This is a genomic window from Vibrio sp. DNB22_10_4, from assembly GCF_052879755.1.
Map to the genome: position 1 here is coordinate 917,581 of NZ_JBNNXW010000001.1, position 16,790 is coordinate 934,370.

The 16,790-nt window shown below is 45.5% G+C and carries 13 protein-coding genes; 7 read left to right on the forward strand and 6 right to left on the reverse strand.

What is annotated here, in order from left to right; genetic code table 11:
* Nucleotides 1–5: 5 nt before the first annotated feature.
* Nucleotides 6–1,502, forward strand: a complete 1,497-nt coding sequence (locus ACVA6Q_RS03940) for a CoA-acylating methylmalonate-semialdehyde dehydrogenase (RefSeq protein WP_446646601.1) — start codon at nucleotides 6–8, stop codon at nucleotides 1,500–1,502.
* A gap of 7 nt (nucleotides 1,503–1,509) precedes the next feature.
* Nucleotides 1,510–2,247 (forward strand): glutamine amidotransferase-related protein, encoded by a 738-nt coding sequence (locus ACVA6Q_RS03945; protein ID WP_446646602.1) that lies wholly within the window; start codon nucleotides 1,510–1,512, stop codon nucleotides 2,245–2,247.
* Between the two features lie 72 nt (nucleotides 2,248–2,319).
* Here ACVA6Q_RS03945 and ACVA6Q_RS03950 read toward each other — a convergent pair whose 3' ends face one another.
* The 3 genes from ACVA6Q_RS03950 to ACVA6Q_RS03960 all read right to left on the reverse strand — a co-directional run bounded on the left by ACVA6Q_RS03950 (nucleotide 2,320) and on the right by ACVA6Q_RS03960 (nucleotide 5,928).
* On the reverse strand, nucleotides 2,320–3,267 hold the full coding sequence (locus tag ACVA6Q_RS03950; protein ID WP_446646603.1) for a LysR family transcriptional regulator: 948 nt from the start codon (nucleotides 3,265–3,267) through the stop codon (nucleotides 2,320–2,322).
* A 106-nt stretch (nucleotides 3,268–3,373) separates the two neighbouring features.
* Nucleotides 3,374–5,098 carry an alkaline phosphatase family protein gene (locus ACVA6Q_RS03955; RefSeq protein ID WP_446646604.1) on the reverse strand — a complete coding sequence of 575 codons (1,725 nt, stop codon included), beginning with the start codon at nucleotides 5,096–5,098 and terminating at the stop codon, nucleotides 3,374–3,376.
* 20 nt (nucleotides 5,099–5,118) lie between these two features.
* A complete protein-coding gene (locus tag ACVA6Q_RS03960) occupies nucleotides 5,119–5,928 on the reverse strand; it encodes a formylglycine-generating enzyme family protein (protein WP_446646605.1) in 810 nt (269 codons plus the stop codon).
* Between the two features lie 199 nt (nucleotides 5,929–6,127).
* Here ACVA6Q_RS03960 and ACVA6Q_RS03965 point away from each other — a divergent pair, with 199 nt between their 5' ends.
* From ACVA6Q_RS03965 to gltS, 3 genes are all read left to right on the forward strand, one after another.
* Nucleotides 6,128–7,480 carry an anaerobic sulfatase maturase gene (locus ACVA6Q_RS03965; RefSeq protein ID WP_446647177.1) on the forward strand — a complete coding sequence of 451 codons (1,353 nt, stop codon included), beginning with the start codon at nucleotides 6,128–6,130 and terminating at the stop codon, nucleotides 7,478–7,480.
* A 33-nt stretch (nucleotides 7,481–7,513) separates the two neighbouring features.
* Nucleotides 7,514–8,539, forward strand: coding sequence for a hypothetical protein (locus tag ACVA6Q_RS03970; RefSeq protein WP_446646606.1), 1,026 nt, complete (start codon nucleotides 7,514–7,516; stop codon nucleotides 8,537–8,539).
* 111 nt (nucleotides 8,540–8,650) lie between these two features.
* Entirely contained in the window at nucleotides 8,651–9,877 is a 1,227-nt protein-coding gene (gene gltS, locus ACVA6Q_RS03975; RefSeq protein ID WP_446646607.1) for a sodium/glutamate symporter, read from the forward strand.
* Nucleotides 9,878–10,318: 441 nt separating this feature from the next.
* On the opposite strand, the gene ACVA6Q_RS03980 is transcribed toward gltS, so the two are convergent.
* On the reverse strand, nucleotides 10,319–10,675 hold the full coding sequence (locus ACVA6Q_RS03980; protein WP_446646608.1) for a hypothetical protein: 357 nt from the start codon (nucleotides 10,673–10,675) through the stop codon (nucleotides 10,319–10,321).
* A 48-nt stretch (nucleotides 10,676–10,723) separates the two neighbouring features.
* Nucleotides 10,724–11,443: a hypothetical protein gene (locus tag ACVA6Q_RS03985; RefSeq protein ID WP_446646609.1), complete on the reverse strand. Its 720-nt coding sequence runs from the start codon at nucleotides 11,441–11,443 to the stop codon at nucleotides 10,724–10,726.
* A gap of 399 nt (nucleotides 11,444–11,842) precedes the next feature.
* Between ACVA6Q_RS03985 and ACVA6Q_RS03990 the strand changes: the two genes are divergently transcribed.
* The gene (locus ACVA6Q_RS03990) at nucleotides 11,843–13,084 is read left to right on the forward strand and encodes a DUF1254 domain-containing protein (RefSeq protein ID WP_446646610.1); all 1,242 of its coding nucleotides are present in this window, start codon (nucleotides 11,843–11,845) and stop codon (nucleotides 13,082–13,084) included.
* Nucleotides 13,085–13,246: 162 nt separating this feature from the next.
* Complete coding sequence (locus ACVA6Q_RS03995; RefSeq protein ID WP_446646611.1) at nucleotides 13,247–14,221, forward strand: LysR family transcriptional regulator; 975 nt, start codon at nucleotides 13,247–13,249, stop codon at nucleotides 14,219–14,221.
* Nucleotides 14,222–14,620: 399 nt separating this feature from the next.
* Here ACVA6Q_RS03995 and ACVA6Q_RS04000 read toward each other — a convergent pair whose 3' ends face one another.
* On the reverse strand, nucleotides 14,621–16,675 hold the full coding sequence (locus ACVA6Q_RS04000) for an alpha-amylase (RefSeq protein WP_446646612.1): 2,055 nt from the start codon (nucleotides 16,673–16,675) through the stop codon (nucleotides 14,621–14,623).
* Nucleotides 16,676–16,790 lie beyond the last annotated feature (115 nt).

The window sequence follows — 16,790 nt, forward strand, 5'->3', positions numbered from 1 at the left end:
AACTTATGTCAGTTTTGGTATCAAACTTTATTAATGGCGAGATTGTTGAAAGTAGCAGCCAGCGAAATGCCGATTTGTTTAACCCTGCTAATGGCGAACTAAGGGGGCAAGTTCAGCTTTCTAGCGCAGAAGAGGCCTTGGCGGCCGTTGAGGTTGCCAAAAAAGCACAAGTTGATTGGCAAGCCACTCCGCCGTTGCAGCGTGCTCGCGTCATGTTTCGCTTTAAAGCCCTATTGGAAGAAAATGCCGATGAGTTGGCAACACTGATTTCGACTGAACACGGCAAGGTTCATAGTGATGCGCTGGGTGAGCTGACTCGCGGGTTGGAAGTGGTCGAATTTGCTTGTGGTATTCCACACTTACTGAAAGGCGAGCACTCGCTAAATGTTGGGCGTGAAATCGATAGCTATTCCATGATGCAGCCTGTGGGTGTTTGTGTAGGCATAACGCCGTTTAATTTCCCAGTGATGGTGCCGCTTTGGATGATTCCCGTGTCTCTTGCCTGCGGTAATAGCTTTATTCTCAAGCCTTCAGAAAAAGATCCGAGTGCTTCGCTAATGCTTGCAAAATTGCTGAAACAAGCAGGACTGCCAGATGGCGTATTCAATGTCGTGCAAGGTGATAAAGAAGTTGTTGATGCACTACTCGAAGCGCCAGACGTTGCCGCAGTGAGCTTCGTTGGCTCGACACCAATAGCGGAAGCGATTTACTCAAAAGGCAGTGCTAATGGTAAACGCGTTCAGGCGCTTGGCGGTGCGAAAAACCATTTAGTTGTTATGCCAGATGCCGACCTTGAGGGTGCTACCAATGCGATTATGGGCGCGGCCTATGGTGCTGCGGGTGAGCGCTGTATGGCAATTTCGGTTGCAGTTGCAGTGGGCGATGAAGCGGCGGACAAGTTAGTTGCTGCTTTGAAAGAAAAAGTGCAAGCACTGCGAGTAGGGCCAGGGCTTGGCTTTTCTCCAGAGAATGAGATGGGACCATTGGTCAGTGAACCACATATGAATAAAGTGCTTGAGTACATTCAAACCGGTGTTGATCAAGGCGCGACACTCGTCGTCGATGGCAGAGGTATCGATACGGGGACTCCTGGATATTTCGTAGGTGGTACGTTATTTGATAACGTCACCGCAGATATGACCATTTACAACGAAGAAATTTTTGGTCCAGTACTCTCTGTGGTTCGAGCGAAAGATTATCAACACGCGCTGGAGCTTATTAATGAGCATGAGTTTGGTAATGGCACGGCGATCTTTACCCGTGATGGCGATACAGCTCGCGATTTTGCTGAAAAAGTAGAAATTGGAATGGTGGGTGTGAATGTGCCGATTCCAGTGCCTATGGCGTTCCATAGCTTTGGCGGCTGGAAACGTTCTATTTTTGGTCCGCTGAATGTGCATGGCAATGACGGTGTTCGCTTCTATACTCGTATGAAGACAGTGACAGCACGCTGGCCAAAAGGGCAGCGTGAAAGTGAATTTGTAATGCCAACAATGAAGTAGGTGATGAATGAAGATAGGGATTATTACTTGTGGTCATGTAGATCCACCGTTATCCGATTATGGTCAATACGCTGACATGATTGAGGGCTCGTTGGTCGAGATCAACCGTGACTTTACGTTTCAAGACTACGATGCCACCAAAGGCGTGTTACCAGCGCTGGATGAATGTCACGGCTTTATCATCACAGGCAGTGTGCATAACGCGTACGACAATCATCCTTGGCTACTTATGCTGGTGGATTGGGTTGTACGTTGCGAAGCGCAACGTAAGCCATTAGTCGGTATTTGTTTCGGCCATCAACTGATCGCGAGAGCATTGGGTGGTAAGGTGCAAAAGTCCGATAAAGGTTGGGGGCTGGGAAGCTATGAAGTGCAGATGCAGGCACAAAAGAAGTGGATGAGTCTGTCGGTAGATAGTGCGAGGCTCTTAGTCAGCCATCAAGATCAGGTAACGATTGTTCCTAGAGCGCTAACGGTGATTGCAGGTAATGAGTTTTGTCCTAACTTCATGTTGGTAAAAGATAATCATATCTTCACGGTTCAAGGGCACCCGGAGTTTAGTGTGCCTTTTACTCAGAAGCTGGTGGAAAAACGTCAGCAGCTCATCACGCCGGAGCACTATCAACGAGCGTTCGTTGATTTGGCTCAACCACAAGATTCAGCACTTATTTTGCACTGGATCGATAACTTCTTTGTTATGGCACAACAAGGGAAAAGCGCAGAGCGAATGCAGCAAGCGGTATGATAATTGTCCTTGGGTAAAACCGTCTTCAATAGGCCTGGTGTCTCTCTTCTTTCTAATGAAGAAACATCAGGCCTATTTGTACATTAAGTGATAGTCAGGAATATAACTTTCCCAGATAGCCGGCTCACCAATCGCCAGCTTCAGCTCGTTGATAAACTCTGAGACCAGAAGAGTTTGTTTTCTATGCGGATAGAGGGCGTAGATACCTTTATCGAGAGTCGATAGAGAGTGGTCGGTAAGCAGAGGCACTAATCCCAGCTCATCAATGGGTTTTTCTAGGTTGAACAGATCAATCACCGCGTAGCCCAAACCATCGCGCACAGCTGCAATTAAGGTGCGTACGTCACTGACCTTGTAGTTGCCCTGCATCTTAAACGAACGAAGTTCGCCGCCATTAGGTTCTGTACTCATCTTAAACGTATCCAGACAAACTGTACCATTGTTGTAAATAATGGCGGGCAAATTAATCAGTGCTTCTGGTGTTGTAGGTTTGCCGTGAGTATCAATAAACGAATTCGACGCTACTACGGCAAAGTTAGAATTAGCAATTTTTCTGGCAATGAGGTTGGAGTCGTCCAGTTTGCCCATCCGAATAGCCACATCATAGTGATCGGCAATAATATCGGTGCGTCGATCGTCTAAATGCAGCACAACCTGAACATTGGGGTATTTTCGCATAAATCGCGTTACGACAGGTTGGATGTATTGCTGGCCTAGGAACATGGCAGAGACGATGCGAATGACGCCCTTGGGTTCAGATTGGTAGGAGTCCGCGATGTTCTTAATATTATCGAGTGTATCAATGAGCTGGTAGGCTTCTGCCAAAATATCTTCTCCGGCAGAGGTCAGGGAAAACGAACGTGTTGAGCGATTGAGTAATTGAACACCTAGGTGCTGTTCGAGCTTTTTGATCTGCTTGGATAGTGAAGAGTTGTCCATATTGTTTAACGATGCGGCTTTAGCAAACGAGCCTTGTTGGACGACATCGACAAACAGTTTAAGTTGTTGGGTAATGGACATGGATTGGCTGCCTTAACTAAATGATTCGTAGACATAATAGTTAAGGGGTATAAAGAATGAAAGGGGCGTTTGATTTATCTAAATCAAACGCCCCTCCCAACGAACGCTAGTTATCGACGACCTCTTCGAGGATATTGCCGGTTGCACCGCTTGGCGCACTGATGTTCAAGTAGCCTGAAAGCGTAGGCGCGATATCATAAGGCGTAACTGGGCGGCTAATGGTTTCAGCTTCCAGTTTGTTACCCGCAAAGATAACCGGAACATGAGTATCATATCGCCAAGGCGAGCCATGCGTTGATGCTATGGTGAGGCCGTCCATATCGTTGATGTAAGTACGTGAGCCAAACACCATGTACACATCGCCTGAGCGCAGTGGATGATAGTTATTACGAATCAATTGATTCACACGAGAGTCCGCCACGCGATTGTTGGCGATGTCTTCACTGGTCACTGCTGCGGCAACGCCTTTCACTTTCATCACTTCTTCTGCGATAAGCTTCTGAACGTCACTCAGTGATAGGTTTTTCTTCGCGATTAAGTCGTGATCTAGGTATATATATGGCTGTGCGTAAAGCTTAATGACCTCTTCACCCAATCCAAATTCGCTTTTTAACTTGCCCATCAGCTCTTTGGTGAGTAGGGCATCTTTATTAAAGTAGAACGGCTGTCTAAACCCTAATGTATTTAGCGTTGGTGCTGCTTCTGGTACTCCATGGTCAGCAGAAAGTACGATTAGCGTATTGTCTAGCCCTACGGAATTGTCGATATGGCTGAACAGATCCGCCAAGGTTTTATCGAGCCTAATTAAATTATCCTCAGTCTCCAAGCTTGAGGCACCGTACAAATGCACCACGTAGTCATTGGAAGAGAAGCTGATGGCTAAAAAGTCGGTTGCGGAGCCTGTTCCCAGTTTCTCTTGCGCCATTAGCGTTTTAGCAAATTCTGCAGTGATCTCATCACCCGCTGGGCTAACAGTTAGCATGGTCGAGTAGTACTTGTATGACGCAGGTCCGTATGGGTGTGGGAAGGTTCGCGCAAAGCCACCAATGTCGACTTTGTGGTCTTTCGCTCGTTCTTGTAAAGAGTAGCTTTCTTTAGGCAAGGAGAGCTCCCAGCGTTGACCTGAGTACCGTTTAGGAATCGCTTTTTCATTCCAACGATTCAACCATTGTGGGTTGCTGTCGTAGTAGTAATTACTAGTGACAAACTCTGACTGTGCTTTGGAGAACCAAAACGCTTTGCCGCTATGACCTGCTAAAGATATCGCCCCGCGATCTTTGATTGATACCGAGAACACACGCGATTGGCCATTGTTGGAGATAGTCAGCTCATCACTAAAGGTGGTCGACAAAATAGGGTCCGGAGAGCGTCCGTCACCGGCAGCGGCTTTTTGAGTGGGGTCGATTTCCGTTGCTTTATCGACTCCGGCTCCCGTGGCGAGCATCGCGTAGTTAGGATCCTCGACATTATAAACCAAGCGATCCAAAGAGCGATCGAACCAGACGTTGCCCACCATACCATGCACCGCTGGTGGCGCGCCTGTTGCTAGAGAGACATGCCCTACAATGGTTTCGGTATTGGCATGTTCATAGTTGGCGTTTTTATAGTAGACGCCTTCGTCCATTAGGTAACGAAAACCACCTTGGCCAAAGTTGTGTTTGTAGCGCTCAATGAGATCGGCGCGCAGCCCATCAACGGTGACTTGTACCACTAATTTTGGTTGGTTGGCATCGGCGTGTGCAATGGTGGGCAATAAAAGCCCACCTGTTAGTGACGCTGTCACGAGTAGTGTGCGTGTAACGCGAGAAGTTATATTGAGGGTATGTTTCATACAGTATCCTTGCCAAGACGTTAGTGATCTTTTGCCAGACGTAATCCCATGTCCGACATAATTATAGATTGGCTTGCGAAGTCACGACGGAAATTTTCTGATTCATCAGCGTCATAGGAGAAGCTTCCACCTCGAACGGATTTATGTGACAAGCCAGAATCTGAGTGTTTCGCGTTGTTGGGATTATCGATGGGGGAAAAACGGTAAAAGCCGTCGTCATAGGCATCTTGAACGAACTCGCCGACGTTACCTGTCATGTCATAGAGCCCAAGTTCGTTTGGTTGTTTAAGTCCTACAGGGTGAGCGCGATTGTTTGCGTTTTCAACATACCATGCGACGTCGTCAATTTTGTTAGAACCCGCATAGGTGTAGCCCTTAGACTCGTTTCCGCCTTTTGCGGCAAATTCCCATTCTGCTTCCGTAGGTAGGCGATAGTTTTCACCCGTCAGTTCGTTTAAACGCTCGACAAAGTAATTGGCTTGTTGCCAGCTTAGGTTGTTCACAGGCACGTTAGGGTCGGCAAAAAAGCTCATCGATGAACCCATAACGGACTCAAATAGCTCTTGAGTGACTTCAAATTTGGAAATGTAGAAGCTGTTTACTTTTACAGTGTGAGCGGGGCGCTCCGACTTGGCGGCTTCTGGTGCATCGGATCCCATCACATACTCACCACCTTCAACGAGCACCATGTCTTGGTTGATCTTGAGGGCTATTGGGTGATCTGGCTTAGTTGCGCAGCCAGAAAGTAGGATAGGTAGCGCGATGATAGCGAAGACTACTAATAGTTTGGTCGCATTCCATGCTTGCTTTTCCTCTGTGTGATGGTTCATGTGCGTTGCTCTTGTCAGTCAAAAGTATCCATGAAATGGTAACCTCAGCGCACTTTCCTTTTGGTTATATGCACTATAACAACCACCACTCTGCACTTGAGATACACTGAGCTCGTTATCCGATATAAGGTCTATTTCTATGGTTTCTAGCGCTAACGCGACCACAACTCCTATGGCATCTTCTAACGCCGAGTCACCGATGCAGCTAACTCAAGGACCACAGTTTCAAGGAAGACCCTCTAAGCGAATGCACGTGATGGCGAAGCCAATTGGTGCCGTGTGTAATATCGACTGTAACTACTGCTACTATTTGAGCAAACAAGACTTACTTGAATATAAGAAAGGCTGTTCACCAGAGATGGACGAAGCCATGCTCGAGCAGTACATCAAAAACTACATTCAAGGTCAGAACACCCCGGAGATCATTTTCTCTTGGCAGGGTGGTGAACCGACTATGCTGGGTCTGAACTACTTCAAAAAAATCGTCGAGCTACAGGCGAAGTACCAGCCATCGGGTGTGAAAATTTCCAATGATTTGCAAACCAACGGCACCTTGTTAGATGACAAATGGTGTGAGTTCTTAGCGAAGCACAACTTCCTCGTCGGCTTAAGCATTGATGGGCCGCAAATGCTGCATGATGCTTATCGTACCAACCGTGCGGGTCGTGGTACCCACAAACAAGTCATGCAGGCAGTCGAGCTATTACATAAATACAAAGTGAGTTTTGCCACGCTAACTTGTGTGAACAACCTAACTAGCAAAAACCCTCTGGAGGTTTACCGCTTTTTGCGCGATGAAGTTCGTTCGCCGCAAATGCAGTTCATTCCTATTGTTGAGCAAAAGACGTTTCGAACCGATGCACCACAGACAGGGCAATCGAGTGAGCAGTTGAGGCAAGGTGATAAGCGCCTTATTCCAGGTAATGCCAACTCTATTATGGAGCCGTGGTGTGTATCGGATGAGGCTTGGGGTAATTTTCTTATCGCGGTCTTTGATGAATGGGTTGAGAAAGACATTGGTAAGGTGTTTGTTCAGTACTTTGAAGCCAGTGTCGAGACTTGGATGGGCCGCAAAAATCCACTTTGTACTCTAGGGTCATTGTGTGGAAAAGGGTTGGCAATGGAGCCAAATGGCGACGTGTTTAGCTGTGACCACTATGTCTACCCAGAATACAAGATTGGCAACATTAATACCGATAGCCTAGAAAATATGGCTTATAGCAAAGGTCAGCAAGAGTTTGGTTTTGCGAAATCTCGTACATTGACGAGCCAATGTCAGCAATGTGACTACCAATTTGCTTGTTACGGAGAGTGTCCAAAAAATCGTTTCATCAAAACTCGAAATGGAGAGCCTGGTTTGAACTATTTGTGTGCGGGGTGGAAAAAGTTTTTCTCTCACGCAGACAAGGCGTTAGCGTACATACTGCGCGCAACAGGAAATCCAGTAGCCCATGGCAAGTTTAGTGATAGAGCAGTAGCTGAGCAAAGGAAGATGGCCATGCAAAGTGTTGTTCAGGACGCCAATGCAACCGGCTTTAATCCAAAATTCTAGCAAGCCACTCAGTATCCATTTTAGGAGCGAATCATGAATATCAAACCTTTGGCGCTGGCAAGCCTGTTACTGGCATCAATCAGCCATTACGTAATTGCAGATAATACTGTGATCGGCGAATCACACGCACAGGCGGCGTCTTCCGCGCAAGAGTCTACCGAGCAGCGTATTCAACGCTTATCTTATGTTGCACAAAATCAAGCGGAGAGTGCAGGAGCGCGTGTCGATGCTTTGCATGAACTCAGCCAATATCCTAATCAGAATGCTTTGGTGGCGGTTACGCGTGCCCTGAAAGACAGTAATCCTGATGTCAGGGAAGCAGCGATTGTCGGGGTAAAACCTTATCAGTTTGAATATAGATGGAAGCTAGTCTCGCCTCTGCTTTCTGATAGTGAGCAGTCAGTACAAATAGCGGCGGCAATCAATTTATTGCCAGATTATTCGACCATGGCCGACGAACAGCAGCAGGCGATTGATAAGGTTTATCCTACAGTCACCAACTACCTGGAAAGGCAATCTGGCAAGCACAGTCAATTATTATTGGGCGACGTTTATCGTTGGCAATTGCAGTGGGAGAAGGCAGAGCAGCAGTATCTTGCACTTATAGATGATCCGGAGCTGACGACACAAGCATCACTTAGCTTATCTGATAATTATCGTGCTCAATCTGACGACAAACAGGCGTTAAATGTGCTTAACCAAGCTATCGAACGAGACAATGCTTCGGCGCAGCTTCAATATGCGAAAGCGCTAACTTTAGTTCGTATGGAGAATAAATCAGAAGCTGCGAGCGCTATAGAGAAGGCGACAGATCTTGCGCCGGACAACAGTTACTACTGGTATTTAAATGGGGTGTTGCAAGAGCCTTTAGACGTAGCAAAAGCAACTCAGTCGTTCGAAAAAGCCTATTTGATCTCGGGTGCACCAGAGCAGCTTTATGCGGTGTGCGATATGTACGTTCGCCACAACAACGCGAAAACAGAGGCGTGTTTAGATGAGTTAGGTAAGGTGGCACCGCCTTACGTGATTGAGCAACTAAAAGCGAAGCAAAATCTTTGAGCAATTTCTCGACGATATGTAACAAAATAAAAAATTCACCACAAAAGAGTTGGATAGCGTACTGAATACAGGCATCCTGTAGTTATTATATTGTTACAGGATGTAGATACTATGATAATTGAAGACGGTGTGATTCATATCGATTCTTTCTTAGCGGTAACCATGGGCATTATTGTTTTGTTTGTGGGGCGCAGGCTTAACCAGGTTGTGGGGTTTCTAAAGGAGTTTAGTATCCCTGAGCCTGTGTCGGGTGGTATTGTTTTCTCAGTATTGTTCGCACTCTTCCACATGGCAACGTCGCTTGAAGTCTCTTTTGATTTGATGGCGCGCGACGTGCTCTTGGTTTACTTCTTCACCACCATTGGTATTAACGCCAGCTTAGGTGACCTGATGAAAGGTGGTAAGCCACTCATTATTTTGCTCGCGATCACCGTCAGCTATATGTTGATCCAAAACGTCACGGGTATTACCGTGGCAACAGCCTTTGGTCTAGAGCCGGTGGCAGGTCTTCTCAGTGGTACGGTATCTCTGATTGGCGGACACGGCACTGCGATCGCTTGGGCACCAAAAATTCAAGAGCAGTTTGGTCTGAATACAGCGATGGAAATTGGTATCGCGAGTGCTACCTTTGGTTTGATATTGGCCAGTATCATGGGCGGTCCAATTGCTAAGTTCCTTATCAAACGTTATGACCTTAAGCCTGCTGAAGAACAACACTTAGATGTGGGTGTTGCTGACAACAAACCAGAACCAAAAATCACCTCTTATGATTTCCTCGATGCGATGCTTGCTATACATACCTGTATTATTGTGGGCGTGTTCCTCAATGAAGGGGTAGAGTATCTTGGCCTACAACTGCCTCTGTTCGTGACTTGTCTGTTTGCAGGTATCATCCTTTCGAACATTGTCCCGCACAACTATCCACGCATTACTGGTACAACATGGCCTGCGAACAAACCGGCTGTGGCGTTGATTGCCGACATGTCGCTCGGCGCGTTCTTAGCGATGTCACTGATGAGTATGCAGCTTTGGACGCTAGTAGATTTGGCAGGGCCAATATTTGCCATTCTCGGCGCCCAATTTGTGGTCGCGATTTTGGTTAACCTGTTCATTATTTTTCCAGCGATGGGTAAAAATTACGATGCAGCGGTTATCTGTTCAGGCTTTGGTGGTATTTCACTAGGCTCGACACCAACAGCAATGGCCAACATGTCTGCCGTGGCACAGAAATACGGTAACTCGCATCAAGCGTTTATTGTGGTGCCGTTGGTTTGTGCGTTCTTTATCGACTTGGCTAATGCGTTCATTATTCCTTACTTTATGGGGGTTTTGGCTTAAACGTGTTTGGAACCCAAATAAAAAGACGCCTGAGTTTTCAGGCGTTGCACCATAAAGCTAAAGATTCCGTCATTCCCTTGAAAAAGGGAATCTCCATCGGCGAGCAGTGAGATATTATTTGTGACTTAGTCTTTATTTTTCAGTTGGCTATGCGCTTTGTGAGATTCTCACTTTCGTGAGAATGACGGCTGTATTGGTATGTAATAAATGAAGGGATGTAGAGCATTTGTCCAGATTTTTTCTGGCGGGGCACTTAACATGAAATTGCCCCGTTCCACGTTAGTGTATGAACTCTTTTGCAAGTTGCTAATTCAAGCATTTTATGTTGGCACTAATAAAGTTCATAGAGTGGGTTAGGGTTAGCATCACTTTTTACAAAGTAGATTACATGCATTACAGTGGCTTAAAAGAACGGAAGTCCTAATCTGCCAACGTTAAGCGTTATTGAAAACAATATGGTTGAACCAAAACGTGCCCAGTCTGTAAGACATAAATGATGATACAAGCTGCAGAGATTATGAACGAAAAAATCGCAATCCAATGACTAAGTTTGGCGAAGATACTCATTTGTAAGAGTCGATGAATGAGGTTAGATCTTGCTTCTGATTCAAAATATGAAAATGCCCAAATCCCATTAAAAATGATTGAAAGAGTAAAGCCAATAGACGCGACTTTGAGGGCTAATGAGTCTTGGATGAGGGCGGCATCCCCGACAATCGCAAAATAAAATGCCATACTTGTGGCAGTAAATGCATGATGGATCCATTTACCCGTTTGATTTTTGATTGCTGAAGTCACCGCTTTCTCCCACCTGGAATCGTAACTAAGCCATTGTAATAAATATGTTTAGAGCTGGTAATTGTATTCCAAGCGAACATCTGTACTATCTAATGATTTCCCCCAGTTAACAAAAAAACGTACGTTTTGCTTAGAGTCAATTTGATAACTGACTGCAGCTTCATGTAAAAAACCGAACATTGATTTCAGCTGATTATCTCCCCCTAATTGGGAAGAATAGGTAGGGTTGTAGTTCATCCAGACATCGTCACTGATGGCAAGCTTAGAGTAGAGCCCAACAGTGGCAAAGCTGGCTGGTATTTCATAACCTTCATTGTCTCGAATAACAATGCCTGCTCCCGCTAAAGGGTAGAGCTCTAGTGGTCCAAATGCGGGCAGGGCTTGGAGAAAAGAGTATGATGCGAGCCCACTTTGCTGCTCAAAGTTCCAGTTAAAATCAATTTGACTACCCATACCGTTTGAGGTGTTGACTTTAAAGTGACGGTACCGTCCTTCGTTAATGGAATCATTTCCCTCTAAACTTAAAGAATCACCCAACGCCCCTTTAAGCTCTAAAACATGCATTGCGATTGTTTCTGGGTCCATGGTGTCGTATGCGCTACCAAGTTTCACATTGAGCCCTTTGTTGGTGATCCCGCTGCCTACTTGCGTGTAAACGGCCATAGGATCACTCATGTCCTGAAGGCCGTCTGAACCAGTTGAATCAGAAGCAAGTGCAATAGTATTGGGCAGTACAGCAATTAATGCTGTGAGCAATTGTGATTTCATTTCGATGCCTTTTTATGCTTACTACTCGTCATTGAGCGGTCAACACGTTTTCTATTTGCGACGCTTATCCAAAGCATCAAACTGGTTGCAAATATTAATGACTCTAAGGCGAGTAATGAAATAACTAGATTGGCGTTAATAAATTACTGTTGGTTATTTTATACCTTTGTGTTTTTCGTAATGGGATACCAAAACATAAATGCAGGCTATTACACAGCCGGATAAACCATTAAATTGTAGTTTATGATCATGACTTGATCGCGTTGTTACCTAGATCAGCAAGTCTAAATATAACCAATTGGAATATTTTAATGTACGCTAAATCATTTCAGTAAGGCTCACTGACTTCCCTATTATTGCCCCAGTTGATTAACTCCTTCTAAACAACAGAGGCAAATTATGAAAAAGACTTTACTAGCGGCATCTCTAGCACTACTAACAACGGTTACTAATGCTAGCACTACTCTAGACGATACAGATTTTACTGGATTACGCGTATACCATCATATGGAAAACATGGTTGAACATATTAAGGCTAACGGCATTAATGAGTTTGAGCACCCAGACATAGCGGACCATACCTTCTTTGTTATCACCCCTGCGCTTGATCATTTGTACTCAAAGGCTGTGCTAGATGTACGTAATGGCCCTGTCATCTTAGAAACCCCGCCACGCGACAACCGTTACGCTTCGGTTCAAATTATCGATTCAGAGCATTTTACTCTATACGCTGAGGCGTCACCTCAAGAGGGCGGCAAATACCTGATTACTCGTAAAGGTGCAGATTACGGCATACCAAAAGGGGACTTCACTGAAATCATTGAAGTGAATGACGATCTGCCATTTTTGTTCATCCGTACTGAAACTAAAATGTATCGCGACGACGGCTACGCAGACCAAAATCGCCGTCAACTTAAACTAACTCCAGTGGTTGCAGCAGAGCCTATAACACTCCCTAGCACACAAGATCCACGCGAAGTGATCAACTTTGCGATGTCATTAAACGATGGCTGGAAAGAAACAGAACCTTACATGCTGAATGCATCTGCTGCTTATACGTATGAGCGTTATGAGAAAACCGTAGACTACATTACGTCACAAATTGCCAACGGTGTATTAGTCAATAATGAACACGGATTTGAGCCACCAACGCACCCTGACGCTAATGGTGACAACCTAACTCGCGCCGCCATTACGCATATCGGTCACCTAGGCTTCCCTGCATACCATGCTTACTATGAGAACATTCCAATGTCTCCAGAGGGTAAGCCTTTGAATGGATCTGAGCCGTTTGTGTTGACGATGGAGCACAACTTAGATCTTGATTACTTCTGGTCTGTCACTCGTTACAGCTCGGCTACACGTTTACCGTTGGATCCAGCCACTATTGATGGCAGTAACCGTCAGGCATTTGCACTGCACAATACGATGCCAGACGAGAATGGGATGGTAACCATCACCTTCAGTGCAGAGGATCCACAAAATGGTACTTATTGGATGCCAGTGATCGAAGGAGAACAATATTACTTTGTCGCACGCTACTACGGGCCACGTGAAGGTCTACAGGGAAAAACAGCAGCAAGTATTATGTACGAAGGCACGCCGCTAGAAGCTATCTTTGCGCCAAAGGCTTCATTTTAAAGTAAGCTGACTTCGATTAAGCCATCACCAGCAGAGCCATATTTTGCATACCAATGGTGATGGCCTCTTTATTTTCAACTGGTAGGCCGTGAGCCTACCTTTGTTATTCACTCCGAACCGAACTGTGATAACCTATTCGAACTTGCGCTGTAGGGGTCACTCATGAAAGATATTGAAATGCTAAGGCTTGATTTTAATAGCTTGAAGTTACTAAAAATTCTTGGTGAAGAAAAAAACACCAAGCGCGCGGCAGAGCGGCTTTTTATTAGCCAGCCAGCGGTGAGTAAGTCACTCAAAAAGTTGCGAGAGCAATTTAATGATCCCTTGTTTACGCGTCGACTACATGGATTGGAGCCTACGCAAAAGTGTGAAGAACTGCTTGCTCAACTTCCTGATATTCTCTCTAGGCTAGAGTTTTTGTTCGAGCAAGGAAAGAGCTTTGATCCAGTCACCTATACGGGAGAAATCAGTATTCACCTTAATACGGTGCTTTATCATCCTCTTATGGGTGCTTTATTCAATCAACTTACAACGCTTGCCCCCAATGCCACGATTCGCTTTGAAAACTGGTCAGGCGAGACTGAGCACAAGCTCAAAAACAACCAAGTCGATTTAGGGATCAACTTTGAACCCATTGCTCTATCGAAAGAAATCATTCAAAAGCCAGTGCGTATCTCCACAATAAGGATGTGTTGCCGTAAGGACCACATACTGACTACTCAAGCTAAATTTACTGCAGAAGACATTGTTCAGCATCCCCTCGTTTTGATGCTCATGCCAGATTATAATCCTGGAGAAAATTACGCCGCCATCTATTTAAAAAGCAGAGGGTTAACACCCAAAATATTATTGCGTTCCGATAAGATGGAGTTGTGTTTTGATGCGTTGAGAAATCATAATGGGCTTCTCCCCGTAACTGAAATTGTTGAACATATTTTACCCAGCGATCTTACCATTTTACCTTTATCTCATTTAGACGGTATTCCAGAGTATTCCATTGGTTGTTTTTATTCTCACCGAGCGCGCAATTCTCCTTACACTCAGTGGCTTAATGATGTCGTAGCTTCTATCATTAATGACTTATTGGAAAGCAATGAACAGAGCGAAGATAAAAGAACAGTCGGTTCTAAAAAATAACGGGGACAGGTCTAACCTTTTTCCTGTAAGAGTTTTCCTCACTTAAATTAATTTATGAATTACTAATTTAGTGAGGTCGCTTACTCATTTCTGTCCCAAAATGAGTAACCCCTGCTAGGGAATAAAAATCACAGATAACCAACTTTTAATTCTAGGTGTGCGCGTTCAGTAGTTTCCGCACCAAGTGCGGAATGACGACAACTGGAGCCTAGCGTACTAACGTCCAATCAACGGTCATTACTCAATGCCGAAGTGTCATGAAAGTACTCTCGGCTTCAAAAAACGCCTCAATAGATCCAGAGAGACTGTCTATTGAGGCGTTTGAGTTCATTTGTTAGTTTAAAACCGCAGAAAAGGACATGTTTTACCTCGGTTCGTGTTTGCTCATGTCAGAGGCAACTACTTACCAAAGTAAGCAACAATCACCTTGTCAATATCAAGCTCTCTAGAGAATACATAAGCATTGTCGTTAACAATTTCGGTATGTTTACCTGCGCCAATTGCAGGGTGACGGTCTCGGAATTGACCAACAGTTCGCCAATGTTCGAGCAGTGCTTTCTTATCTTCAGTGAGTGTCCACACCATGTCGGAGCGAGTGCCTTGGTGGAAGTCGTCGGCATATGGGCCAATATTTCGACCGACTTCATCACCGTAATACACCTGAATCGCACCAGGGCTTAAAAGTAGGGCATTCGCTGCGTTTTTCTGCATGGTGTAGTCTTTGAAACGGCTGAAGAAAAGCTCGGTATCATGGGAAGACATGTAGCTCACTGGGTTAAAGTCTTCCGACTCTTGAATTGAGTTGGCGTAGCTTTGGTAGGTGTCCGCCATTTGGCTGAAACATGACGCGCCTTTATCCAGTTTTTTCTGCATATCAAAGTTGATGAGCGCATTAAAGCCGTCGTCAAAATAAGGACTGCGATACGCACTGTGTCCCCATACTTCACCCATCATCCAGAAGGGTTGCCCTGATTGATTGTTGTCTTTTCGCCATTGCTCTAGGCTTTGCGTAGCTTGTGCTTTTAGCCTCTTCCAAACTTCGCCTTCTACGTGTTTCACGGTATCGACACGATAGCCGTCAACACCAAATCGTTTTACCCAATCCGTTTGCCATTCAATCAGATAATCGGCGACGGTGTAATTATCGCGTTTGGCAACACGAGTTCCGGGATTATCAAGCAGCCACTGCGGAGGGGTTACCGCTTTAGTGGACTCGGTTTTAAAGTCAGGAAGGCCTGCGAGCGATAGGGTAATGTCACTCGAACCTGGTTTGTCGTAGCCTGGCAAACCGGTACGAACCCAATCCGCTCCCCACCATTGACTCCATTCTTTGCTTTGGTAGTCGATATTGCTGTGATAGCTGTGCCAGTTTTCAGAGGGTTTGGGTTGCCACTTGGCGAACATCGCTGGTAACTGGTGCTCTGGCTTGAGTACATTGAGGTCATCATATTGAAGGTCGGCGAGTGTTGAATAGCCAGGGTGGTTAATGACTGCATCCAGCAACACTTTGATGCCGCGTTTGTGTGCTTCATCAACAAGACGTTTTAAGTCATCATCGTTGCCGAAACTTTCATCGATCTTGGTGAAGTCACGAGTCCAGTAGCCATGGTAGCCATAGAATGGGAATGAACCGCTGTCGCCGCCGCCAACAAATCCATGCACTTGCTCGACAATCGGTGATAGCCAAATTACATTGGTGCCAAGAGATTGGATGTAATCGAGTTTTTCGGTGATGCCATTTAGATCCCCTCCGTGGAAAGTACCTATGTTGTCTTTACCATCAGATTGACGCCCATATGGCTGCGGTTCACCCGGATTGGAATTGTTGAATCTATCTACCATCACAAAGTAGATGTTGGCATTGCGATAGTTTAGGGCATCAGACAGGTCAGCAGTGTCGACAGGCTCTAGTAGAGTCAAGCCCCCTGACGCTGCGTTTGGCACAACCGTCACTTTGCCTTCATTGACTGTGACAACATCACCAGTGAAGACGTCTTTTAGTTTAGTGCCATCGGCATAGGTATCTCCTACAGCAATGGTCTGTGCCTCGTTTGGTAATGCTTCACATTGAACATTGGGAATAGGGCGTTTGAACTCTTTCTTGGCGACTTTCTTAGGTTGCCTTTTGAATACCAGAGACTTAGTGTCATCGTCATAGGCAAAAGCATAATCGCCGGTAAAACGGATGTTGAGAGGCAGAACCGAGTCTTCGCCACACAACAGAGGAATCGGTGTATTGAACTTAATTTTGCTAGGCAGTTGACGATCGCAATTGCCATCAATGCCCGACACTTTTAATTGGTATTTATCTTTGGTTAGTGGTATCACCAACGGCTCATCTGCCGTTATAGGATAGTCACGGCTGGTGGTTGAAGTTGAAACCGTGATATTAGGTGATGCTAGCAGCCCAGGCGAGGCTAGTAGCATGCAAGCAAGTAGGGTCTTTTGTTTCATGCTCATTCCATTTTTTGTAGTTTTCCGAGGCTAATATAAAACGCATCCATGTCAGTCACATCCTTCTCATCGCCTACGCCTTAGAATTTGCGCCTGCTCACAAAATGACCTTAGT